Annotated in this window: 20 protein-coding genes, 4 tRNA genes and 1 pseudogene; 4 read left to right on the forward strand and 21 right to left on the reverse strand. The window is 64.9% G+C overall.

Annotation, left to right across the window (positions count from 1 at the left end):
• Positions 1 to 11: 11 nt before the first annotated feature.
• The 17 genes from fusA to D1793_RS13525 form a co-directional block, all read right to left on the reverse strand.
• Complete coding sequence (gene fusA / locus D1793_RS13445; RefSeq protein ID WP_119022615.1) at positions 12 to 2,132, reverse strand: elongation factor G; 2,121 nt, start codon at positions 2,130 to 2,132, stop codon at positions 12 to 14.
• A 98-nt stretch (positions 2,133 to 2,230) separates the two neighbouring features.
• Positions 2,231 to 2,701: a 30S ribosomal protein S7 gene (gene rpsG, locus D1793_RS13450; RefSeq protein ID WP_110070665.1), complete on the reverse strand. Its 471-nt coding sequence runs from the start codon at positions 2,699 to 2,701 to the stop codon at positions 2,231 to 2,233.
• Between the two features lie 131 nt (positions 2,702 to 2,832).
• Positions 2,833 to 3,207, reverse strand: coding sequence for a 30S ribosomal protein S12 (gene rpsL / locus D1793_RS13455; RefSeq protein ID WP_110070664.1), 375 nt, complete (start codon positions 3,205 to 3,207; stop codon positions 2,833 to 2,835).
• A gap of 159 nt (positions 3,208 to 3,366) precedes the next feature.
• Positions 3,367 to 7,587 (reverse strand): DNA-directed RNA polymerase subunit beta', encoded by a 4,221-nt coding sequence (gene rpoC, locus D1793_RS13460; RefSeq protein WP_119022616.1) that lies wholly within the window; start codon positions 7,585 to 7,587, stop codon positions 3,367 to 3,369.
• A gap of 83 nt (positions 7,588 to 7,670) precedes the next feature.
• A complete protein-coding gene (rpoB, locus tag D1793_RS13465; RefSeq protein WP_119022617.1) occupies positions 7,671 to 11,750 on the reverse strand; it encodes a DNA-directed RNA polymerase subunit beta in 4,080 nt (1,359 codons plus the stop codon).
• A gap of 236 nt (positions 11,751 to 11,986) precedes the next feature.
• On the reverse strand, positions 11,987 to 12,355 hold the full coding sequence (gene rplL / locus D1793_RS13470; protein ID WP_119022618.1) for a 50S ribosomal protein L7/L12: 369 nt from the start codon (positions 12,353 to 12,355) through the stop codon (positions 11,987 to 11,989).
• Positions 12,356 to 12,474: 119 nt separating this feature from the next.
• Complete coding sequence (rplJ, locus tag D1793_RS13475; RefSeq protein ID WP_110070660.1) at positions 12,475 to 12,978, reverse strand: 50S ribosomal protein L10; 504 nt, start codon at positions 12,976 to 12,978, stop codon at positions 12,475 to 12,477.
• Positions 12,979 to 13,255: 277 nt separating this feature from the next.
• Positions 13,256 to 13,948: a 50S ribosomal protein L1 gene (rplA, locus tag D1793_RS13480; protein WP_119022619.1), complete on the reverse strand. Its 693-nt coding sequence runs from the start codon at positions 13,946 to 13,948 to the stop codon at positions 13,256 to 13,258.
• A gap of 2 nt (positions 13,949 to 13,950) precedes the next feature.
• Positions 13,951 to 14,382: a 50S ribosomal protein L11 gene (rplK, locus tag D1793_RS13485; RefSeq protein ID WP_043514686.1), complete on the reverse strand. Its 432-nt coding sequence runs from the start codon at positions 14,380 to 14,382 to the stop codon at positions 13,951 to 13,953.
• A 90-nt stretch (positions 14,383 to 14,472) separates the two neighbouring features.
• Positions 14,473 to 15,006, reverse strand: a complete 534-nt coding sequence (nusG, locus tag D1793_RS13490; RefSeq protein WP_119022620.1) for a transcription termination/antitermination protein NusG — start codon at positions 15,004 to 15,006, stop codon at positions 14,473 to 14,475.
• Positions 15,007 to 15,014: 8 nt separating this feature from the next.
• Positions 15,015 to 15,383 carry a preprotein translocase subunit SecE gene (gene secE, locus D1793_RS13495; RefSeq protein ID WP_162899963.1) on the reverse strand — a complete coding sequence of 123 codons (369 nt, stop codon included), beginning with the start codon at positions 15,381 to 15,383 and terminating at the stop codon, positions 15,015 to 15,017.
• Between the two features lie 71 nt (positions 15,384 to 15,454).
• Positions 15,455 to 15,530 (reverse strand) — tRNA-Trp (locus D1793_RS13500).
• 138 nt (positions 15,531 to 15,668) lie between these two features.
• Positions 15,669 to 15,743: transfer RNA gene (locus tag D1793_RS13505), tRNA-Thr, on the reverse strand.
• A 23-nt stretch (positions 15,744 to 15,766) separates the two neighbouring features.
• Positions 15,767 to 15,840 (reverse strand) — tRNA-Gly (locus D1793_RS13510).
• Between the two features lie 49 nt (positions 15,841 to 15,889).
• Positions 15,890 to 15,973, reverse strand: a tRNA-Tyr gene (locus D1793_RS13515).
• A 121-nt stretch (positions 15,974 to 16,094) separates the two neighbouring features.
• Positions 16,095 to 16,934, reverse strand: a complete 840-nt coding sequence (locus D1793_RS13520; RefSeq protein WP_119022621.1) for a type III pantothenate kinase — start codon at positions 16,932 to 16,934, stop codon at positions 16,095 to 16,097.
• The gene (locus D1793_RS13525; RefSeq protein ID WP_119022622.1) at positions 16,931 to 17,914 is read right to left on the reverse strand and encodes a biotin--[acetyl-CoA-carboxylase] ligase; all 984 of its coding nucleotides are present in this window, start codon (positions 17,912 to 17,914) and stop codon (positions 16,931 to 16,933) included. Before D1793_RS13525 ends, D1793_RS13520 begins: the two co-directional genes overlap by 4 nt.
• Before the next feature lie 310 nt (positions 17,915 to 18,224).
• Here D1793_RS13525 and D1793_RS13530 point away from each other — a divergent pair.
• The 3 genes and pseudogenes from D1793_RS13530 to D1793_RS13540 all read left to right on the forward strand — a co-directional run.
• A pseudogene (locus tag D1793_RS13530) lies at positions 18,225 to 18,377 on the forward strand (winged helix-turn-helix domain-containing protein); the annotation flags it as partial.
• A complete protein-coding gene (locus D1793_RS13535; RefSeq protein ID WP_119022623.1) occupies positions 18,374 to 19,777 on the forward strand; it encodes a heavy metal sensor histidine kinase in 1,404 nt (467 codons plus the stop codon). The pseudogene D1793_RS13530 and the gene D1793_RS13535, both read left to right, overlap by 4 nt.
• 4 nt (positions 19,778 to 19,781) lie before the next feature.
• Complete coding sequence (locus tag D1793_RS13540) at positions 19,782 to 20,261, forward strand: hypothetical protein (RefSeq protein WP_119022624.1); 480 nt, start codon at positions 19,782 to 19,784, stop codon at positions 20,259 to 20,261.
• Positions 20,262 to 20,319: 58 nt separating this feature from the next.
• Here D1793_RS13540 and D1793_RS20110 read toward each other — a convergent pair whose 3' ends face one another.
• From D1793_RS20110 to D1793_RS13550, 4 genes are all read right to left on the reverse strand, one after another.
• Positions 20,320 to 20,532 (reverse strand): hypothetical protein, encoded by a 213-nt coding sequence (locus tag D1793_RS20110; protein WP_346426382.1) that lies wholly within the window; start codon positions 20,530 to 20,532, stop codon positions 20,320 to 20,322.
• Positions 20,499 to 21,695: a cardiolipin synthase gene (cls, locus tag D1793_RS13545; RefSeq protein ID WP_346426383.1), complete on the reverse strand. Its 1,197-nt coding sequence runs from the start codon at positions 21,693 to 21,695 to the stop codon at positions 20,499 to 20,501. Before cls ends, D1793_RS20110 begins: the two co-directional genes overlap by 34 nt.
• Positions 21,696 to 21,819: 124 nt before the next feature.
• Complete coding sequence (locus tag D1793_RS19695) at positions 21,820 to 21,993, reverse strand: hypothetical protein (RefSeq protein WP_205527550.1); 174 nt, start codon at positions 21,991 to 21,993, stop codon at positions 21,820 to 21,822.
• A 42-nt stretch (positions 21,994 to 22,035) separates the two neighbouring features.
• Positions 22,036 to 22,359, reverse strand: coding sequence for a hypothetical protein (locus D1793_RS13550; protein ID WP_205527551.1), 324 nt, complete (start codon positions 22,357 to 22,359; stop codon positions 22,036 to 22,038).
• Between the two features lie 307 nt (positions 22,360 to 22,666).
• Between D1793_RS13550 and D1793_RS19470 the strand changes: the two genes are divergently transcribed.
• Complete coding sequence (locus tag D1793_RS19470; RefSeq protein WP_162899964.1) at positions 22,667 to 23,050, forward strand: hypothetical protein; 384 nt, start codon at positions 22,667 to 22,669, stop codon at positions 23,048 to 23,050.
• Positions 23,051 to 23,163: the final 113 nt, after the last annotated feature.

Below are 23,163 nucleotides of genomic sequence, written 5' to 3' on the forward strand. Positions count from 1 at the left end.
TTAGCTAACGGTTACCCGTTTTGGTTGATGACGGCTTCAACGACGCTGGACGGCGCCTCTTCGTAATCCGCAAACTCCATGACGTAGCTTGCGCGGCCCTGGGTCTGAGAACGCAGATCGGTCGCGTAACCGAACATCTCAGCCAACGGAACCCGAGCGCGGATGATCTTGCCCATGGACGAGTCATCCATACCCTGCACCAGACCGCGACGGCGGTTCAGGTCGCCCATGACGTCACCCATGTAATCCTCGGGGGTCACGACCTCGACCTTCATCACCGGCTCCAGCAGCACGGCCTTGGCCTTCTTGGCGCCTTCCTTGACGGCCATGGACGAAGCGACCTTGAACGCGGTCTCGTTGGAGTCCACGTCGTGGTAGGAACCATCGTACAGCGTAACCTTGACGTCGATCATCGGATAGCCCGCGATGACACCGTTCTGCAGCTGCTCGTAGGCCCCTTTCTCGACGGCCGGCACGTATTCCTTGGGAACCACGCCGCCGACGATCTCGGAGGCGAATTTGAAGTGCAGGTCTTCATCTTCGCCCTTGTCTTCCTTGGTGAGCGGCTCGATGCGCAGCCAGACGTGGCCGTACTGGCCGCGACCGCCGGACTGACGCACGAACTTGCCTTCCTGCTCCACCGTGCCACGAATGGTCTCGCGGTAGGCGACCTGCGGCTTGCCGATGTTGGCCTCGACCTTGAACTCGCGACGCATGCGGTCGACGATGATGTCGAGGTGCAGCTCGCCCATGCCGGAGATGATGGTCTGACCGGTCTCTTCGTCGGTCTTGACGCGGAAGGAGGGATCCTCCTGGGCCAGCTTGCCCAGCGCCACGCCCATCTTCTCCTGGTCGGCCTTGGACTTCGGCTCGACGGCCACGGAGATCACCGGATCCGGGAACTCCATGCGCTCCAGGATGATCTTGTGCTCCTGGTCGCACAGGGTGTCACCGGTGGTGACGTCCTTGAGGCCGATACAGGCGGCGATGTCGCCAGCGCGCACTTCCTTGATCTCCTCGCGGGAGTTGGCGTGCATCTGGACGATACGGCCGACGCGCTCCTTCTTCGACTTCACGGAGTTGAAGACGCTGTCGCCCGAGTTCAGCACGCCGGAGTAGACGCGGATGAAGGTCAGGGTACCGACGAAGGGGTCGGTGGCGATCTTGAACGCCAGGGCGGCGAAGGGAGCCGCGTCGTCGGCCTCGCGGGTCGCGACGGTGCCGTCCTTGTCGTCCAGCTCACCCTCGATGGCCTTGACCTCGGTGGGAGACGGCAGGTACTCGACCACCGCGTCCAGCACCGCCTGCACGCCCTTGTTCTTGAACGCCGAGCCACAGGTGACCAGCACGATCTCGTTGCTCAGGGTGCGGCGACGCAGGCCGGCCTTGATCTCTTCCTTGGTCAGCTCACCGCCTTCCAGGTACTTGTCCATCAGCTCGTCGGACGCCTCGGCGGCGGCCTCGACCATCTGCTCGCGATACTCCTCGGCCTTGGCCTGGAGCTCGGCGGGGATGTCGACCAGCTCGTAGGAGGTACCGAGGTCTTCCTCGTTCCACTTGATGGCCTTCATCTCGATCAGGTCGATGACGCCCTGGAACTCTTCCTCGGTGCCCCAGTTGATCTGGATCGGCACAGCGTTGGCGCCCAGGCGATCCTTGAGCTGATCGACCACCATGAAGAAGTCGGCACCGGTGCGGTCCATCTTGTTGACGAACACCATGCGCGGCACTTCGTACTTGTTGGCCTGACGCCACACGGTCTCGGTCTGCGGCTGAACGCCGGAAGAGCCGCACAGCACCACGACGGCACCGTCGAGAACCCGCAGGGAGCGCTCCACCTCGATGGTGAAGTCCACGTGCCCAGGGGTGTCGATGATGTTGATGCGGTGCTCATCGAACTGGTGGTTCATGCCCTTCCAGAAGGTGGTCACGGCAGCGGAGGTGATGGTGATACCCCGCTCCTGCTCCTGCTCCATCCAGTCGGTGGTGGAGGCGCCTTCGTGAGTCTCGCCCAGCTTGTGGTTGACGCCGGTGTAGAACAGCACGCGCTCGGTCGTGGTGGTCTTGCCGGCATCGACGTGAGCGACGATACCCAGGTTGCGGTAGCGGTTAAGTGGAGTCTTGCGAGCCACGGTGGAACTCCCCGTTGGTTGGCGATGCGTTTAAGGGCACTGCGCTGGTGAGCGCAGCACATCCCCGACGGGGAGGCGCTGCACCCACCACGCCGCACTCAGAAGCGGTAGTGCGAGAAAGCCTTGTTGGCTTCCGCCATGCGGTGCACGTCTTCACGCTTCTTGACCGCGGAGCCCTTGCCTTCGGCGGCGTCCAGCATCTCGCCGGCGAGGCGCTGCACCATGGTCTTCTCGCCACGGCGGCGAGCGGCGTCCACCAGCCAGCGCATGGCCAGCGCCTGGCGGCGGGACGGACGGACCTCCACGGGCACCTGATAGGTCGCGCCACCGACGCGGCGGGACTTCACCTCGACCATCGGCTGGATGGTTTCCAGCGCCTTGTCGAAGATCTCCAGCGGGTCTTCATTACTACGCTCGGCAACCCTGTCCAGCGCACCATAGACGATGCGCTCAGCTACGGACTTCTTCCCGCTGAACATCAGGTGGTTCATGAACTTGGCCAGGCGCTCACTTCCGAACTTGGGATCCGGGAGAATCTCGCGCTTCGCCGCAACTCTTCTTCTAGGCATGATAAGCCCTCTGTGGAAGGGTCCTTCAGGTAAACCCGGAACTCCCGCGCGGCCCTGTTGAGCCCGCGACGCCCGACCTTACTCTTATCAGACCGATATCAATTCTGGGTGTCGTTGCGTACCGAGGCCGATCAGGCCTTGGGACGCTTGGCGCCGTACTTGGAACGGCCCTGCTTGCGGTTCTGCACGCCGGAGGTGTCCAGGGCGCCGCGCACGGTGTGATAGCGCACACCGGGAAGGTCCTTGACGCGGCCACCGCGGATCAGGACCACGGAGTGCTCCTGGAGGTTGTGACCTTCACCGCCGATGTAGGAAGAGACCTCGAAGCCGTTGGTCAGGCGCACGCGGCAGACCTTACGCAGGGCCGAGTTCGGCTTCTTCGGGGTGGTGGTGTAGACGCGGGTGCAGACGCCGCGCTTCTGCGGGCAGGCCTGCAGCGCCGGCACGTCGCTCTTGCTGACGGGGCGCTTGCGCGGCTTGCGCACGAGCTGATTGATCGTTGCCATGGGTTGTAGCTGACTCCAATGGGTTGCCTTGGCCTTTTCCAGCGGGTGCGGGCGCACCCGCCCCACTGTTAAAGGCTGCGCATTCTAATAGCTGACCCCCTGCCCCGTCAAGACCGGGAGGCCGTCCATCTGGACGGCCCCGCGATCCCGGGGCCCGGGTCAGAGTTCCTCGTCGCCGGAATCCAGCGCGGTGAGCTGGGCGCCCAGCTCCTGCTCGACGTCGTAGGCCGACGGCGCCAGCTGGCGCTCGGTGCCTTCGCGCCGGCGACGACGCTCCTCGTGATGGGCGAGGCCGGTACCGGCCGGGATCAGGCGTCCCACCACCACGTTCTCCTTCAGGCCGCGCAGGTAGTCGCGCTTGCCGGTGACCGCCGCCTCGGTCAGCACCCGCGTGGTCTCCTGGAAGGAGGCCGCGGAGATGAACGACTCGGTAGCCAGGCTGGCCTTGGTGATACCCAGCAGTACCCGCTGGTACTTGGCCGGGAATTTCTCTTCCTTCTCCAGGCGGGCATTCTGCTCCAGCACCCGCACCAGCTCGACCTGATCGCCGGGGATGAAGTCGGAATCGCCCGAGTCGGTGATCTCCACCTTGCGCAGCATCTGACGCACGATCACTTCGATGTGCTTGTCGTTGATGCCCACGCCCTGGAGGCGGTAGACCTCCTGGATCTCGGCGGTGATGTACTTGGCCAGCTCCGCCACGCCCAGCAGGCGCAGGATGTCGTGGGGGTTGCTGGGACCGTCGGAGATCACCTCGCCCTTCTCGACGCTCTCGCCCTCGAACACCGCGATCTGGCGCCATTTCGGGATCAGCGCCTCGAAGGGATCGCCGCCGCCTTCCGGAGTGATCGTCAGGCGACGCTTGCCCTTGGTCTCCTTGCCGAAGCTGATCACGCCGCTGATCTCGGCGAGGATGGCCGGCTCCTTCGGCTTGCGCGCCTCGAACAGGTCGGCCACGCGGGGCAGACCCCCGGTGATGTCCTTGTTACCGGACGCCTCCACCGGGATACGCGCGACGATCTCACCGACGCCGATCTTCGCGCCGTTATCGGCGGTGACAATCGCCTTGCCGGGCAGCAGGTACTGCACCGGGGTGTCGGAGCCGGAGAGGGTGACCGGCTTGCCGGCATCGTCACTGAGCAGGATCATCGGGCGCTTGTCACGGCCGGCCATGGGGCGCGCCGCCGACTCGATCACCTCGATGGAGGAGAGACCGGTCATCTCGTCCACGCTGCGGTGGATGGTCAGGCCCTCGTCCATGTCGGCGTACTGCACGGTACCCTCGGCCTCGGCGACGATGGGGTGGGTGTGCGGATCCCACTTGGCCACGGCCTGGCCGGCCTCGACGGGGTCGCCATCCTTGACGGAGAGCTCGGCGCCGTAGGGCAGCTTGTAGTACTCGCGCTCGCGGCCGTGATCATCGGCGACGGCCAGGGCGCTGGAGCGGGAGACCACCACCAGCTTGCCGTCGGCGCGCTCCACGTACTTGATGTTGTGCAGGCGCACGCGGCCGCCGTGCTTGACCTGGACGCTGTCCACCGCGGAGGCACGGGAGGCCGCGCCGCCGATGTGGAAGGTCCGCATGGTCAGCTGGGTGCCCGGCTCACCGATGGACTGGGCAGCGATGACACCCACCGCCTCACCGATGTTCACCTGATGACCGCGCGCCAGGTCGCGACCGTAGCAGGCGGAGCAGACGCCGTGAGCGGTCTGACAGGCGATGGCGCTGCGCACCACGATCTCGTCGACGCCCATGGTGTCGAGCTCGGCGCACCATTTCTCGTCGAGCAGGGTGCCACGCGGGATCAGCACCTCGTCGGTGGCCGGGTCGATGACGTCCTGGGCCACCACGCGACCGAGGACGCGCTGGGCCAGGGAGACGATGATGTCGCCGCCCTCGATCACCGGGTGCAGGGTCAGGCCCTCCTCGGTGCCGCAGTCGATCTCGGTGATCACCATGTCCTGGGCCACGTCCACCAGGCGACGGGTCAGGTAACCGGAGTTGGCGGTCTTGAGTGCCGTATCCGCCAGACCCTTCCGCGCGCCGTGGGTGGAGATGAAGTACTGGAGTACGTTCAGGCCTTCACGGAAGTTGGCGACGATCGGCGTCTCGATGATGGAGCCGTCCGGCTTGGCCATCAGGCCACGCATGCCCGCCAGCTGGCGGATCTGGGCGGCACTACCCCGCGCCCCCGAGTCGGCCATGATGAAGACGCTGTTGAAGGAGTCCTGCTCGACCTCGTTGCCGTCACGGTCGACCACGGTCTCCTTGGAGATGCCGACCATCATCGCCTTGGCCACCTTGTCGTTGGCCTTGGACCAGATGTCGATCACCTTGTTGTACTTCTCGCCGGCGGTGACGAGACCCGAGGAGAACTGGTCCTCGATCTCCTTCACCTCCTCCTCGGCGGCCTCGACGATCTCGGCCTTGGCGTCCGGGATGACGAAGTCGTTGACGCCGATGGAGGCGCCGGACCAGGTGGCCAGGCGGAAGCCGGTGTACATCAGCTGGTCGGCGAAGATGACGGTCGGCTTGAGACCGGCGCGGCGATAGACCTCGTTGAGCAGCGCGGAGATCGCCTTCTTCTTCATCGGCTGATCGATCAGCGCGAAGGGCACGCCCTCCGGCAGGATGCGGAACAGCAGCGCGCGACCCACGGTGGTGTCGTAGAGGCGGCGATGATGGCTGCGCTCGCCGCTCTCCTCGTCGACGTCCACCTCGTCAAGGCGAACCTTGACGCGTGCATGCAGGGCGACGTGCTGGGTGCCGAAGGCGCGCTCCACCTCGTCGAGGTTGGCGAACACCATGCCCTCGCCCTTGGCGTTGATCTTCTCGCGGGTCATGTAGTAGAGACCCAGCACCACATCCTGGGAGGGCACGATGATCGGCTCGCCGTTGGCCGGCGACAGCACGTTGTTGGTGGCCATCATCAGCGCCCGCGCCTCGAGCTGGGCTTCCAGGGTCAGCGGCACGTGGACCGCCATCTGGTCACCGTCGAAGTCGGCGTTGTAGGCGGCACACACCAGCGGGTGCAGCTGGATCGCCTTGCCCTCGATCAGCAGCGGCTCGAAGGCCTGGATGCCGAGGCGGTGCAGGGTCGGGGCGCGGTTGAGCAGCACCGGGTGCTCGCGAATGACGTCGGCGAGGATGTCCCACACCTCGGGCAGCTCGCGCTCCACCATCTTCTTGGCGGCCTTGATCGTGGACGCATGGCCCAGCGACTGCAGCTTGGAGTAGATGAACGGCTTGAACAGCTCCAGGGCCATCTTCTTGGGCAGGCCGCACTGGTGCAGGCGCAGGGTCGGACCCACGGTGATCACCGAGCGGCCCGAGTAGTCGACGCGCTTGCCCAGCAGGTTCTGACGGAAGCGACCCTGCTTGCCCTTGATCATGTCGGCCAGGGACTTCAGCGGGCGCTTGTTGGAGCCGGTGATGGCCCGGCCGCGGCGACCGTTGTCCAGCAGGGCGTCCACCGCCTCCTGCAGCATGCGCTTCTCGTTGCGCACGATGATGTCCGGCGCATTGAGGTCGAGCAGCCGCTTGAGGCGGTTGTTGCGGTTGATCACACGACGGTAGAGGTCGTTGAGGTCGGAGGTCGCGAAGCGACCGCCGTCCAGCGGCACCAGCGGACGCAGGTCCGGCGGCAGCACCGGCAGCACCTCCATGACCATCCACGCCGGATCGTTGCCGGAGTTGTAGAAGGCCTCGAGCAGCTTGAGCCGCTTGGAGAGCTTCTTGATCTTGGTCTCGGAGTTGGTCTGCGGGATCTCCTCGCGCAGGCGGTCGATCTCCTCGCCGAGGTCGATGTCCTTGAGCAGCGCCTGGATCGCCTCGGCACCCATGCGGGCGTCGAAGTCGTCACCGAACTCCTCGAGGGCCTCGAAGTACTGCTCGTCATTGAGCAGCTGGCCGCGCTCGAGGGTGGTCATGCCCGGGTCGATGACCACGAAGCTCTCGAAGTAGAGCACCCGCTCGATGTCGCGCAGGGTCATGTCCAGGAACATGCCGATACGGGACGGCAGCGACTTCAGGAACCAGATGTGCGCGACGGGGCTGGCCAGCTCGATGTGGCCCATGCGCTCGCGGCGCACGGCGGCCTTGGTGACCTCCACGCCGCACTTCTCGCAGATGATGCCGCGATGCTTCATCCGCTTGTACTTGCCGCACAGACACTCGTAGTCCTTCACCGGGCCGAAGATCTTGGCGCAGAACAGGCCGTCGCGCTCCGGCTTGAAGGTACGGTAGTTGATGGTCTCGGGCTTCTTGACCTCGCCGTAGGACCAGGAGCGGATCATGTCCGGCGACGCCAGCGTGATCTTGATCGCGTCGAACTCTTCGGACTGAGACTGCGATTTGAGGACTTTCACCAAATCTTTCATGGGGTCGGCTCCGCTGCGGAGTTGTCATGGGCGGGGGCGGCTTGCGCCCCCGCGGACCGTCATTCTGTGAAGCGTCGGCCGCCTCAGCTCTCGAGCTCGATGTCGATGCCCAGCGAGCGGATCTCCTTCACCAGCACGTTGAAGGATTCCGGCATGCCCGCCTGCATGGTGTGGTCGCCATCCACGATGTTCTTGTACATCTTGGTGCGGCCCTCCACGTCGTCGGACTTGACGGTGAGCATCTCCTGGAGGGTGTAGGCGGCGCCGTACGCCTCCAGGGCCCACACCTCCATCTCACCGAAGCGCTGACCACCGAACTGCGCCTTGCCGCCCAGCGGCTGCTGGGTGACCAGGGAGTAGGAGCCGGTGGAACGGGCGTGCATCTTGTCGTCCACCAGGTGGTTGAGCTTGAGCATGTACATGTAGCCGACGGTCACCGGACGGTCGAAGGCGTCGCCGGTACGGCCGTCATAGAGCGTCATCTGGCCGGAGTCCGGCAGGTCGGCCAGACGCAGCAGGTGCTTGATCTCGTGCTCGTCGGCACCGTCGAACACCGGCGTGGACATCGGCACCCCCGCCTTGAGGTTCTTCGCCAGGGCGATCACCTCGTCGTCGCTCAGGGTCTCGAGCTCCTCGACCCGGGTACCCGGGGTGGAGTTGTAGACCTGGCCCAGGAACTCGCGGATCTCGGCCACCTGCTGCTCGCGAGCGTCGCGCAGCAGGGCCTCGATCTTGCGACCCAGCCCCCAGGCGGCGAGGCCCAGGTGGGTCTCGAGGATCTGACCGACGTTCATGCGCGACGGTACGCCCAGCGGGTTCAGGACCACGTCCACCGGCTCGCCGTTGTCGTCGAAGGGCATGTCCTCGATGGGCATGATCGCCGAGATGACACCCTTGTTACCGTGACGGCCGGCCATCTTGTCGCCCGGCTGCAGGCGACGCTTCACCGCCATGTAGACCTTGACGATCTTGAGCACGCCCGGCGCCAGGTCGTCGCCCTGGGTCAGCTTGCGCTTCTTGTCCTCGAAGCGCTCGTCCATCTCGCGGCGGCGATTCTCGAGCTGCTCGTCGGCCTGGGCCAGCAGCTCATTGAGGGCCTCGTCCTGCAGGCGCAGCTTGAACCACTGCTGGCGCGGCAGCTCCTCGAGGTAGCTCTCGGTGAGGAGGTCGCCCTTCTTCAGCTTGGGACCGCCGTTCACGGCCTCGCCGTTCAGGGTGCGCTTGAGACGCTCGAAGGTGGCGTCCTCGGCGATGCGGTAGGTCTCCTGGAGGTCCTTGCGCACCTCGTCGAGCTGCATCTGCTCGATGGCCAGCGCCCGGGAGTCCTTCTCCACGCCGTCACGGGTGAAGACCTGAACGTCGATGACGGTCCCCTTCATGCCGGTGGGGGCACGCAGGGAGGTGTCCTTCACGTCGGAGGCCTTCTCGCCGAAGATCGCGCGCAGTAGCTTCTCTTCCGGCGTCAGCTGGGTCTCGCCCTTGGGCGTGACCTTGCCGACCAGGATGTCGCCCGGCCCCACTTCGGCGCCGATGTAGACCACGCCCGCCTCGTCCAGCTTGGAGAGTGCCGACTCGCCCACGTTGGGGATATCGGAGGTGATCTCCTCCGGCCCCAGCTTGGTATCGCGGGAGACGCAGGTCAGCTCCTGGATGTGGATGGTGGTGAAGCGGTCTTCCTGGACCACCCGCTCGGAGAGCAGGATGGAGTCCTCGAAGTTGTAGCCGTTCCAGGGCATGAAGGCGATGCGCATGTTCTGGCCCAGGGCGAGGTCGCCCATGTCCACGGAGGGACCGTCGGCCAGGATGTCACCGCGCGCCACCTGGTCACCGGGGCGCACGATGGGGCGCTGGTTCTGGCAGGTGTTCTGGTTCGAGCGCACGTACTTGGTGAGGTTGTAGATATCGACGCCGGCTTCGCCGCCGATGATCTCGTCCTCGCCGACCCGGACCACGATGCGCTTGGCATCGACAGAGTCGATCACGCCGCCGCGGCGCGCCACGGCGCAGACGCCGGAGTCACGAGCCACGAAGCGCTCCATGCCTGTACCGACCAGCGGCTTGTCGGCACGCAGGGTGGGCACCGCCTGACGCTGCATGTTTGCCCCCATCAGGGCGCGGTTGGCGTCATCGTGCTCGAGGAACGGAATCAGCGCCGCGGCCACGGAGACCACCTGACGCGGGGAGACGTCCATCAGCGTCACCTGCTCGGGACGCATGAAGGTGGTCTCGCCCTTGTGGCGCACCTGCACCAGGTCATCCACCAGCTTGCCGGCCTCATCCACGGTCGCCGAGGCCTGGGCGATGACGAAGTCGCCCTCCTCGATGGCGGAGAGGTGCACCACCTCGTCGGTCACCTGGCTCTCCACCACCTTGCGGTAGGGGGTCTCGAGGAAACCGTAGCTGTTGGTGTGGCTGTAGGTGGCCAGGGAGTTGATCAGGCCGATGTTGGGGCCTTCCGGCGTCTCGATCGGACACAGGCGACCGTAGTGGGTCGCGTGAACGTCACGCACCTCGAAGCCGGCCCGCTCGCGGGTCAGGCCGCCCGGGCCGAGCGCGGAGACGCGGCGCTTGTGGGTGACCTCGGAGAGCGGGTTGTTCTGGTCCATGAACTGGGAGAGCTGGCTGGAACCGAAGAACTCCTTGACCGCCGCGGCGACGGGCTTGGCGTTGATCAGGTCCTGGGGCATCAGGCCCTCGCTCTCGGCCATGGAGAGACGCTCCTTGACCGCGCGCTCGACGCGCACCAGGCCCACGCGGAACTGGTTCTCGGCCATCTCGCCCACGCAGCGGATGCGGCGGTTGCCCAGGTGGTCGATGTCGTCCACTTCGCCGAAGCCGTTGCGGATATGGATCAGCTCCTTGAGCACGTCAAGGATGTCGCGACGATCCAGCACACCGGAGCCGGTGTCGCTCTCGCGACGCAGGCGGCGGTTGAACTTCATGCGACCGACGCCGGAGAGGTCGTAGCGGTCCGCGGTGAAGAACAGGTTGTGGAACAGGGTCTCGGCGGACTCCTTGGTGGGCGGCTCGCCCGGGCGCATCATGCGGTAGATCTCGACCAGCGCCTCGAGCTGGGACCCGGTGGTGTCCAGCCTGAGGGTGTCGGAGATGAAGGGACCGCAGTCGAGATCGTTGGTGTAGAGGGTCTCGAGGCGAGTGATGCCCGCCTGGCCCAGCTTCTCGAGCAGCTCCGGGGTGATCTCGGTGTTGCAGGGGCAGAGCAGCTCGCCGGTGTTCGGGTCCACCTGGTCACGGGCCAGGGTCTTGCCGAACAGGTACTCCATCGGCACCTCGAGACGCTCGAGGCCGGCCTTCTCCAGCTGGCGAATATGCTTCTGGGTGATGCGACGGCCTTCCTCGACGATCACGCCGCCATCGGCGTCCTTGATGTCGAAGGTGGCGGTCTCGCCGCGCAGGCGCGACGGCACCAGCTCCACGGAGAAGCCGGACTTCTCGACGTGGAAGACGCTGGTCTCGAAGAACTCCTCGAGGATCTCCTCGGCGCTCATGCCGAGCGCACGCAGCAGCACGCTCGCCGGCAGCTTGCGGCGACGGTCGATACGTACGAAGACGCTGTCCTTGGGATCGAACTCGAAGTCGAGCCAGGAGCCGCGGTAGGGAATCACGCGGGCCGAGTAGAGCAGCTTGCCGGAGGAGTGGCTCTTGCCCTTGTCGTGGTCGAAGAAGACGCCCGGGCTGCGATGCAGCTGGGAGACGATGACACGCTCGGTGCCGTTGACCACGAAGGTGCCGTTCTCGGTCATCAGGGGGATCTCCCCCATGTAGACTTCCTGCTCCTTGATGTCCTTGATCGCCTTGTTGGACGAATCCTTGTCGTAGATGATCAGGCGGACCTTGACGCGCAGCGGGGCCGAGTAGGTGACGCCACGCAGCTGGCACTCCTTGACATCGAAGGCCGGGGTGCCGAAACGGTAGCTCACGTACTCCAGGGCGGCGTTGCCGGAGAAGCTCTCGATCGGGAAGACGGACTTGAAGGCGGCATGCAGGCCGACTTCCATCCGCTCTTCGGGCGAACGGTCCTGCTGGAGGAAGTCGTAGTAGGAATCAAGCTGGATCGCCAGCAGGTAGGGCACATCCATCACTTGGGGCAGTTTGCCGAAATCCTTGCGGATGCGTTTTTTCTCAGTGTATGAGTAAGCCATCTGTATTCCCCAGCTTGTTCACCATGGGTGACCGATGCGTGGTCGGCGCCACCCGACGGACGCGACGCCGTCAGGCGATGAAGGCAAGCGCCTGGCATGGGCGCTCGCCTTCGGAATTCGGCTGGCGGTTCTGCCCTGTCGGCAGAGGCCAGTGACAACAGAAAAAGGCCGGCAGCGGGTGTCCCGCCACCAGCCATGGAAGCTTACGCAGCGCGTGAAGCCATGGAGCCCAAGTCTTACTTGAGTTCCACGCCTGCGCCGGCTTCTTCCAGCTTGGCCTTGGCCGCTTCTGCGTCTTCCTTGGACATGCCTTCCTTGATGGTCGCCGGCGCGCCGTCGACGGCACCCTTGGCTTCCTTCAGACCCAGGCCGGTGATCTCGCGAACGACCTTGATCACGTTGACCTTCTTGTCGCCGGCGCTGGTCAGCACCAGGTCGAACTCGGTCTGCTCTTCGGCGACTTCACCAGCGGCAGCCGGGCCAGCCATCACGGCGGCAGCGGCAGACACGCCGAACTTCTCTTCCATCGCTTCGATCAGTTCGACCACTTCCATGACGGACATGTCGGCGACGGCGTTGATGATGTCTTCTTTGGTCAGTGCCATTGTCACGTTTCCTAACTTTGCGGGAGTCGCGGTGACCCGACGACTCGGGATTCAATATACGATTCAGGCGGCCAGCAGGAGTTCGCCAATCAGACGGCCTGCGATCAGGCGGCCTGTGATCAGGCGGCTTGTTCCTGCTTCTGGTCGCGCAGGGCGGCCAGGGTACGGACCAGCTTGCCGGCAGACGCTTCCTTCATGACGGACATCAGCTTGGCGATGGCCTCGTCGTAGGTCGGCAGGGTCGCCAGGCGGTCGATATCAGCAGCCGGGATCAGCTCGCCTTCGTAGGCCAGCGCCTTGACTTCGAAGTCCTTCTCCGACTTGGCGAACTCCTTGAACAGACGGGCGGCGGCGCCCGGATGCTCGGTGGAGAAGGCCAGCAGGGTCGGGCCAACAAAGCTCTCGTTCAGACACTCCCACTGAGTGCCTTCGAGGGCGCGGCGTGCCAGGGTGTTGCGAACAACACGCAGCTGGACGCCATTCTCGCGGGCCTGCTTGCGCAGATCGGTCATCTTCTCGACCGTGACGCCACGAGAATCGGCAACTACGACGGAGAGCGCACCCTTGGCCGCTTCACTGACCTCGGCAACAATCGCCTTCTTGCCTTCGAGTGCTAGTGGCACAGTGATCACTCCTTCGTGCCGGAACCTCGCGATGAGGACTCCGGTGGTTACCATCTCCCCCACCGCTTGCCCGGAGGCGCCTGGCGGGGGTCCTGGGTGATGGTGCTCACCAGACACCTGGCGGCCACACCATCTGCGCAGGCCATCCCGGAGGGATGATTAAGCCGCCCTTCACGGGGAAGGGCGGCACCTGCGGTCTTTGACGGTGCCCCGCCGGCGAATATCGACTCCGCTCGGGGACCGCAAAGTTCTTGCAATAGTTCGATCCGCTGCCCGATCAGACCAGGGCAGAGTGATCCAGAGTCACGCCCGGGCCCATGGTGGTGGACAGGGTGATCTTCTTGAAGTAGATGCCCTTGGAGGAGCTCGGCTTCAGACGCTTCAGGTCAGCGACCAGCGCTTCCAGGTTGCCCTGGATGGCAGCGGCGTCGAAATCGACCTTGCCAAGGGTGGTGTGGATGATGCCGTTCTTGTCGGTACGGAAACGCACCTGACCGGCCTTGGCGTTCTTGACCGCAGTGGCCACGTCCGGGGTCACGGTGCCGACCTTGGGGTTCGGCATCAGGCCGCGCGGACCGAGGATCTGGCCCAGCTGGCCGACCACACGCATGGCGTCCGGGGAGGCGATGACCACGTCGAAGTCGAGCTGGCCCTTCTTGACCTGCTCGGCCAGGTCGTCCATGCCGACGATGTCGGCACCGGCTTCCTTGGCGGCATCGGCGTTGGCACCCTGGGTAAAGACGGCAACGCGCACGTCCTTGCCGGTACCGTTGGGCATCACGGTTGCACCGCGAACCACCTGGTCGGATTTACGCGGATCGACGCCCAGGTTGATGGCGACGTCCAGCGACTCCTTGAACTTGACGGTGGAGAGCTCGGCGAGCAGTGCCACGGCCTCTTCCAGAGAGTAGGCCTTGGTCGGGTCGACCTTCTCGCGAATCAGTTTTGCACGCTTGGTCAGCTTGGCCATGATCAGAGACCCTCCACGTTCAGGCCCATGCTGCGGGCGCTACCGGCAATGGTACGCACAGCGGCGTCGAGATCGGCAGCCGTCAGATCCGGCTCCTTGGTCTTGGCGATCTCTTCGAGCTGCTCACGGGTCACGGTGCCGACCTTCTTCTTGTTCGGCTCACCGGAGCCGGACTTGATGCCAGCGGCCTTCTTCAGCAGGACCGCGGCGGGCGGGGTCTTGGTGATGAAGGTGAAGCTGCGGTCGGAATAGACGGTGATCACCACGGGAGTGGGCAGACCCGGCTCGATCTCCTGGGTCGCGGCGTTGAACGCCTTGCAGAACTCCATGATGTTCACGCCGTGCTGACCCAGAGCGGGACCGACGGGGGGACTCGGATTGGCTTTGCCAGCTGCAACCTGCAGCTTGATGTAAGCCTGTACTTTCTTGGCCATGGTAAGACTCCAGTTGGGTAGTAGCGCCTTGCGGCTCCCCGGTGATGCGGCCACCTCGGCGGCCGCCTTGCTTGTGTCAGGCCGAGCGGATTACTCCTTCTCGACCTGAGCGAATTCCAGTTCGACCGGCGTCGAGCGACCGAAGATCAGCACGCTGACCTGGACGCGGCTCTTGTCGTAGTTGACCTCTTCGACGACGCCGTTGAAGTCGGCGAAGGGGCCGTCGATGACACGCACGGACTGACCCGGCTCGAACAGCGTCTTGGGACGCGGCTTGTCGGTGCCGTCCTGGACGCGACGAAGGATGGCATCGGCCTCCTTCTGGGTGATCGCGGCCGGCTTCTCCTTGGTGCCACCGATGAACCCCATGACGCGCGGGGTCTCGTTGACCAGGTGCCAGGTCTCGTCATCCATCTCCATCTCGACCAGCACGTAGCCGGGATAGAACTTGCGCTCGCTCTTGCGACGCTTGCCGTCACGCATCTCGACGACTTCTTCGGTCGGCACCAGGATCTCGCCGAAGCGATCTTCCATGCCGTACATCTTCACGCGCTCCTTGAGGGAGCGCATGACATGCTTCTCGAAGCCGGAGTAGGCGTGAACGACGTACCAACGCTTGGACATGGAGACTCCTAACCAATGACGCCGGACATCGCCCAGCCAAGAAGGGTGTCGATCAACCACAGCATCAGGCCGACCACCAGCACGGCCACCAGCACGATGGCGGTGGTCTGCACGGTCTCGGGACGCGTCGGCCAGACCACGCGCTGGATCTCTTTCTTGGCGGCGCGGGCCAGTTCGGCGAGCTCGCGGCCGCGGGCGGTGGTCAGGGCCACTACGCCAGCCAGCGCACACAGCGCGACGACACCCAGCACGCGGTAGAGCAGGGCCTGATCGGCGAAATAGGTATTACCGACCACGGCCAGAACCAGCAGAGTGACGACAGCCGCCCACTTGAGTCCGTCGTGGCGCGACTCCTGCACCTCGGCGCTATGCTTCATGAAAAGAGACTCCTCAGGGTGCGGCAATCGAAACATGAAATCTTTCGGGGACTCGCCAGCCTGGGGAAGGCTGGCAGGCCAGGAGGGAATCGAACCCCCAACCTGCGGTTTTGGAGACCGCTGCTCTGCCAATTGAGCTACTGGCCTGTATCTGCCTCTCGACCACCCTTTGCAGGCGGTCCGACACAGCGGGCGCCATGATAGCGGATAGGCATCCGCCTGGCAACCCCTTCCGCCAGAGGGGGCGGAAAGAGAAAAGGCGAGCCTTGGCTCGCCTTTTCAATGTGGAGCTCATGGACGGATTTGAACCGTCGACCTCACCCTTACCAAGGGTGTGCTCTACCCCTGAGCTACATGAGCAAAACCTTTGCATCCGGAGATGCTGGAGCGGGCAGCGGGAATCGAACCCGCACCATCAGCTTGGAAGGCTGAGGTTCTACCATTGAACTATGCCCGCCTACCCACTCTTGCTGCCTGCACGCCTCGAGAGGCGCCTGGCGAAAATCTGGTGGAGGGGGAAGGATTCGAACCTTCGAAGCTTTCGCGGCAGATTTACAGTCTGCTCCCTTTGGCCACTCGGGAACCCCTCCAGCTGGTGGCATATCCTACCACCCTTTCCCTCGGTGTCAAGATGCTGTTTTATCAGCCTTCCCGACCGGAAACCTGTCGCCTTGCCGGCGCCGGCTTCCCCTTGGAACGCGGCGCATTGTGTCAAAGCAGCATGGAGAATGCAAGCCCAGCGCGAATCTTTTCCAGCGCCACCGGCGCCGGCACCCTGGGCGCCCCTGACATCCGGCCGGCACGCTCGGCGGCCGTGAGCGGGAAGCAGGCCTCCAGTCCGCCATAGACCATATCCGGCCACACCGCATGGGGCACCTGGAGGCCCCTGGCGACCACCCGCGCATCGCCGCCGGTGAGCAACAGCGGCAGCGCCACCCCCTCCATGTCGCAGACCTCGGCGTAGACGCGGTTGATGGCGCTCACCGCCGCCATGTAGATGCCGTGGTTGACCGCCTCCACCGTCCGCCTGCCGGGCACCAGCAGCTCCTCGGCCTCGCTGTCGGGATCGATCGCCACGTTGCGGGTACCCAGCTTGAGACTCTCCTTCATCAGCCGCAGCCCGGGCAGGATATAGCCCCCCAGGTGGCGTCCGCCCGGCAGCACGAAGTCGATGGTGATGGCACTGCCGCAGTCCACGGCACAGCAGCCGCCCGCCAGCTGGTAGCCCGCCAGCGCTCCGAGCCAGCGGTCGACGCCCAACCGCTCGGGCTCCTCGTAGCCGTTGGTCACCCCGAGCGCCTCCGGGGTCGAGCGCGCCACGTGAACGTGCCCCACCTGGCGATGGAGCAACGCCACGGTCTCCTCCAGCACGGCGCGTCGCGCCACGCTGGAGATGCGCACCGCCTCCACGATGTCCAGATCGGGGATATCGGCGCCCGGGCGCCACTCCTCCCGGGTCCATACCGCGCCCCGGGAGCGAATCTCGCTGCTGTCGGCATCCTTCAGCCGCCACTTGGAGAGAGTGTTGCCGATATCGAGGTCGAGGATCATGAGCGCGCTCGCACGCTGATCTCGCCGCCAGCCAGCCGCTCGAGCCGACCCTCCCGGCGTACCAGCAGGTTGCCCGAGCCATCGACCCCTTCGGCCACCGCCGCCTCGCGGCGCTCGCCGCGCAGGATATCCACCTCATGATCCGCGAAGGCGTGACGCTCGTTCCAGGCCGCCTGCCAGGCGGGAAAGCCCTGCGCCTCGAAGCCGGCCATCAGCGACAGCAGCGCCTCGATCAGCTCCACGGCGAGCTCATTGCGCGACACGCCGGGCGCCTGGTCATGCACGGCGGCGGCGGGCTGATCCAGCCCCGCGCGAAACGCCGCGGGCAGGCCGACATTGATCCCCATGCCGATCACCACCTCGCAGGGCCCCGCGGTATCCCCCGTCACCTCGACCAGGATGCCGGCCAGCTTGCCGAACCCACCGTCCGGCTGCTCCAGGAGGACATCGTTGGGCCACTTGAGGCGAGGCGCCGCGCCGTGGCGCTCCAGCACCTGAGCCAGCACCACGCCTACCGCCAGGCTCAGCCCCTCCAGCGCCGCCACACCGGAATCGACCCGCCAGCCGAGCGACAGCATCAGGCTCTGCCCCCAGGGAGTGTTCCAGGGGCGCCCCCGCCGGCCGCGCCCTGCGCTCTGCTGCTCCACCAGGCAGACCTCGCCATGGCCGGCGCCCTGGTCGAAGCGCTCACGCAGGAAGGCGTTGCTCGACGGCAGGGTCTCCTCGACGAACAGCCGCGTCAGCAGCCCGCGCGACTCCCGCGACAGGCCGGCGACGATGCGCGCCCCGTCGAGGAGCTCGAGCGGCTCGGCAAGCCTGTAGCCCTGCCCCTTCACCGCCTCCATGGCGATCCCCAGCGCCTCCAGCTTGCGCAGCTGCTTCCACACGGCCGCCCGCGACACGCCGAGCCGCTCACCGAGCTGCTCGCCGGAGTGGAACTCGCCGTCGCTGAGCAGGCGAATCAGGTCTCCGATGGTCATTCGTAACCCTCAGACGGGAAAGGGCATCATTCTAGCGGATGCGAGGCGCCCCCGGAAACGTCGGAGATACAAACCTCCCCACCGGCGAGCCCGGGGCCCAAACGCGAAAAGCCCCGACCATCTCACGATGATCGGGGCTTTTCTCTATAAGTGCCTGAGGATGTACCCGGTCGGCGTCCCGATACTCTCCATGGGGAGACCCCTGGCTCGCTATGCTGCCGCCATGCGAAAAACCCCGACCATCTCGTGATGATCGGGGCTTTTCTCTATAAGTGCCTGACGATGACCTACTCTCACATGGGGAGACCCCAAGGTGTGGGACATGAACTTCGACAGCGATACCAATGTCATCGACGTCGCCGTCAGACGGCTACGTGCCAAGGTGGATGGCCCCTTCACTGTCAAGCTGATCCGGACCGTAAGAGGCATGGGGTATGTGCTGGAGTCAGGGGAGGGTCAATGACCTTTTATCCCCTCTCCTTGACGGCGCGCCTGGCCACGCTCTTCTCCTTACTGGTCGCAGGCCTGCTGCTGCTGCTTGGACTGTGGCTCGAGCATCTGATTCGCGGCCACTTCGATGAAATCGATCACATGGAATTGACAGCAAAGCTGAACATGATCGAGAACCTGCTTGACCGAGTCGACAGCCCCGCCGCACTGAATACACTGCCCAGATATCTTGACGACCTATTGACGAGCCATGCGACGCTGTCCGTCTCCATCCGCGATGAGGAGCAGCGAATACTCTACGCCTACCAACCGGAATTTCTCGAACCAGTAAAGAATGGAGACGTTGACTCAGCCAGTACCCGCTGGAGCGTGGCGGGCTACGAATTCATTGGTCATGAGGTTCAGAAGCGCCTTCCTCTACCGCAGCCCATACCGGTACATGTCCTGCTTGGCCTGGATATCACGCACCATGCTCACTTTCTCGAGGACACCCGCCGCTATCTTTGGACGGGCATTGCGATAGCCGCCCTGCTGACAGCATTGCTCGGCTGGCTGGTCGCGCGTCAAGGCCTCGCCCCACTCAAACGGATCACTGCTGCTGCCAGGCGGCTATCGGCCGAACGCTTGGGAGAAAGGCTGGACCTGCAAGCCACGCCACCGGAAATGGTCGAGCTGGCCAATGCGTTCAATGGCATGCTGAATAGGCTCGAAGCCGACTTTCAACGCCTCAGCGAGTTCTCGGCGGATATCGCCCATGAGCTGCGCACCCCGGTGTCCAATCTGCTTACCGAAACCCAGGTCGCCCTGTCACGACCACGCAGCACAGAGGAATACCAGGACGCACTGCACTCCAACCTGGAGGAGCTGGAACGACTGGCGCGAATGATCGCCGACATGCTGTTCCTGGCCAAGACCGATCATGGGCTACTGCCAAACCCTGCCGAACCGGTCCATCTCGAGGAGGAAGTGACCGCTTTGCTGGAGTTCTATGACGCCCTTGCCGAGGAGAAACAGGTCAAGATGCAGCTCAGTGGTACCGCCACAGTCACCGGCGACCATCTGATGCTTCGCCGAGCGATTGCCAACCTGGTGTCGAACGCCGTGCGGCACACCCCCCCTGACGGCAGGATCGAGATCACCATTACCCATGACCAGGATATGGCGAGACTGTGGGTCAGAAATCCTGGAGAGACGATCCCCGCCGATCAGTTACCGAAACTATTCGATCGCTTCCACCGGGCCGACAACATCCGCAACCACCATGGCGAAGGCGCAGGTCTGGGACTCCCCATCACCCGATCAATCGTCAAGGCCCATGGTGGAGACGTCGCGGTCCGTTCTCAGAATGGCATCACAACCTTCTGCCTCACCCTGCCGCTCTCCGGCACGCAACGTACATCATCGGAGGTGTGATTCGATGGCTCTCAATTCCAGTCAACCCAATCGCTCTGCCCGCCTTGTCGCGCTCGCCGTGGGCATCCCCTGCTTCCTGGTGCTGGCCGTGCTCATGGCCATGCCCTTCATGGCCGGGGATGAAACGACCCTCCGGGTCGACGGCCCGGTACCGACTCAGCCGGGGGCAGAACGCGGCGGGGTCCACTTCTCCGGCACGGTGCACCAGTGGAGCGTGGCGGGCAGTCTCGTGATCGATGCCGAGCAACAGGCGCAACTCTCCTTCCAACTGCGCGGGCCCGACGGTAACCCGCCTCGACAGGCCATGCGCGTCCCGATCACCTTCGTCATGCCCGGCCATGACATGTCACTCAGCCAGACGGCCGAACCGACCGACCGCGACAGCTACGCGCTCGCGGCACCGCTCCCCATGTCGGGTGCCTGGCAGATGCGTATGACGTTCTCGGACGTGACCGGCGTGCTGGCGTTCGACGTCAGGGACTGACGATGCCAGGGATGCACCACGGCGGCGACATCCAGCCTCAGAGCACGGGCGCGAGCAGCTAGGCCGCCCGCGCCGCCACCCGGTGCCAGAGCGACTGAGCCTCGATCTCTGCTGGGTGCATCTGCCGGGACCGCGCGAAATCCACCTCGAACATCGACTCGACCTCAGCGGCGAACGACGGGTCCATCACCAGCGCCGTGACCTCGAAATTGAGGCGGAAGGAGCGGTTGTCGAGGTTCACGGTGCCTGCCGCCGCGCCGATGTCGTCCACCAGGAAGGCCTTGCCGTGCAGGAAGCCCCCTCGTAGCGATAGACCTCGACCCCCGCCTCGAGCAGCGAGTCGAGAAAAGCGTAGGCGGCGAAGTAGGTCAGCGGATTGTCCGGCCGCTCCGGGATCAGCACCCGCACGTCCACGCCGCTCAGGGCGGCCAGCTTGAGCATCGAGAGCACCCCCTCGTCGGGCACGAAGTAGGGGCTGGAGATCCAGATTCGCTCATGGGCGGCGTGGATCGCCTGCTGGATCATCAGGCTCGCGGTCTCGAAGCGATCCGCGGGCCCGGTCGGCAGGATCAGCACCGGGGTGCCGTGGCCGCTCGGCCCCCGTGGCGTCCAGGGCAGCTCGGGCAGTTCCTCCGTGGCCCAGTGCCAGTCCTCGAGGAACACCAGCTGCAGCGCCAGGGCCGCCGGCCCCTCGATCAGCAGGTGGGTGTCGCGCCAGGGACCGATGTCCGGGTGGCCCTGCAGGTACTCGTCGCCGACGTTGAAGCCCCCCACCCAGGCCCGCTCGCCGTCGGCCACCACGATCTTGCGATGGTTGCGGAAGTTGAGCTGGAAGCGATTGCCCGGCCCGCGGGTAGAGTGGAACCGGTGCACCCGGACCCCGGCCTCCTCCATCTCCTGGAGATAGCGGCCCGGCAGCGCATAGCTGCCGATCTCGTCATAGAGGAAGAAGACCTCCACCCCCTCCCGTGCCTTCTCGATCAGCCGGGCCTGCAGCGCCAACCCCACCTCGTCGGCGCGCACGATATAGAACTGCACCAGCAGATAGCGCTCGGCGGCCTCGATACCGGCAAACAGGCTCTCGAAGGTCTGCTCGCCATCGATCAGCAGCTCCACCCGGTTGCCACCCAGAAACGGCAATTTGGCCAGCTGCTCGACGCCCACCAGGTGCTTGTCGGCGTGAGCGGCCGAGACCCCGTGAGCGCGCAGCTCCGCCAGCTTGTCGGCCAGCGCCTGCCCCAGCGCCGAGTCCTCGTCACGTCGGGAAGACACATAGCCCTGGAACTTGGTTCGGCCGAACACCCAGTAGGCGGGCACGGCCACATAGGGCACCGTATTCAGCGAGACGATCCACGCCACGGCCCCCTGGGAGGTACGGCTCGACATCATCGCGTCCAGCGACGAGGCCAGGCCCACCAGGTGGGCAATGCCCATCACCAGCAGGAGCCGGCGCCAGGGTCGACGTCGCCTGGCCGGCACTTGACCTGAGGCGGGTGGTTCTCGCGTCCCCCTCACCTGCGGCATCCGCTCTGACGTCCGTTCAGAAACCTCACGCTTATCATCGCCGTTTCTCTCGTGCCGAGTCGGCGGAAGCGGCGCTGGCAGGGTCAACCTGCTGGAGATAGGTCACGCCCAGCAGCTGGCGACGCGCCAGCCAGACGATCAGCGGCGGCAACAATAGCCACTGCAGCAGTGGGGCCAACCCCGTTCCCAGCAGCGGCAGGGTGGGCATCAGCTCACCGTACTGCCAGCGATCCTGCAGGACCGTGGCGTGTCATTCCAGGCCGATCGTGATCACGACGCCCACCGCCACGAAGCCGAGAAGCGCAAGCGCATCTGGGCAGCGCAACCAGTCGCGCCGGCGCCGCACCCCCGCCACGACCCAGTAGGCGACAAGGGCGATGAGCACGTCACCCAGGGTCGCCCGTGTGCAGAACAGGACGGCGTCCCAGTGCGCCATGGCCGGCATCTCGGCGAAGAAGGGGACCTGCAGGAACTCCCACGGGAAGTTGAGCAGCAAGGCGAACAGCGCCACGTTGAATTCCGGGGTGGCCAACAGTCGTTTCGGCTGGCCGTATCCGGATCGTGTTTCCGTCATGTCACCTCTCCAACCAGCACAGCCAGAACAGACAGGGGGTCGATGTACCGGACAACGGCAGCGTCAGGCTCCGTTGCTCTGGGACCAACCACCACCGGCTGGTCACACCAGCGCGCGCCAGTGTTCCACGCCGTTCACAGCCAGGCAACCTGCGCGCTGTCCCCGGGTTGGAAGGCGGGGCTCACTTGATGTCGGTCAAGCGACATTCGATGCTGGTGAGCTATGGTGAATAGAACCACTCAGCGTCGGACCACCATGCGCCATGCACCCTCACAGCTTATGCAACCGCCAAGCTCCGTGTGCCCCCATGAAGTGGGCAGAGTGCTTGCTGGTCGGCTTGTTTGCACTGCTGCTGAGTGGCCTGGTGCCAGCCTATGCCGAGGAACCGCACGCCGGTGCCGGTGCCGGTGATTTCGAGCACAGCCTGGTAGTGGCGGCCGTTTCTACCACTGTGGATATTGAAGCGTGGCGCGAAGAAGGACCACATTGCCGGCATGGCCATGGCCAGTTCGTACTATCTAAGGGAGTGCCGCGTGGCGACCGCCCGGATATCGAGCTCGACGATACCCTGACGGTCGCCACCGCGCCAGCTACTCCTCCCATTCTGGTGGCCGCCTCCGGCACACCGCGACAACGACCGGCCAAGTCCGGCGTTCCCGTCTATCTGCTCACCGAGCGCGTGCGCCTGTAAGCCGTACATTCGCTCTACTCGGAGCCGCGGCACCGGCATACCCACGAACGTTGTCGGTTTGGTGCTACGGTCACCGGTGTGCTAACTGAGATCTCGATACCTGGTCTCATGTC

This window comes from Halomonas sp. JS92-SW72 (genome assembly GCF_003547075.1).
In the GTDB taxonomy this organism is placed as follows: domain Bacteria; phylum Pseudomonadota; class Gammaproteobacteria; order Pseudomonadales; family Halomonadaceae; genus Halomonas; species Halomonas alkalicola.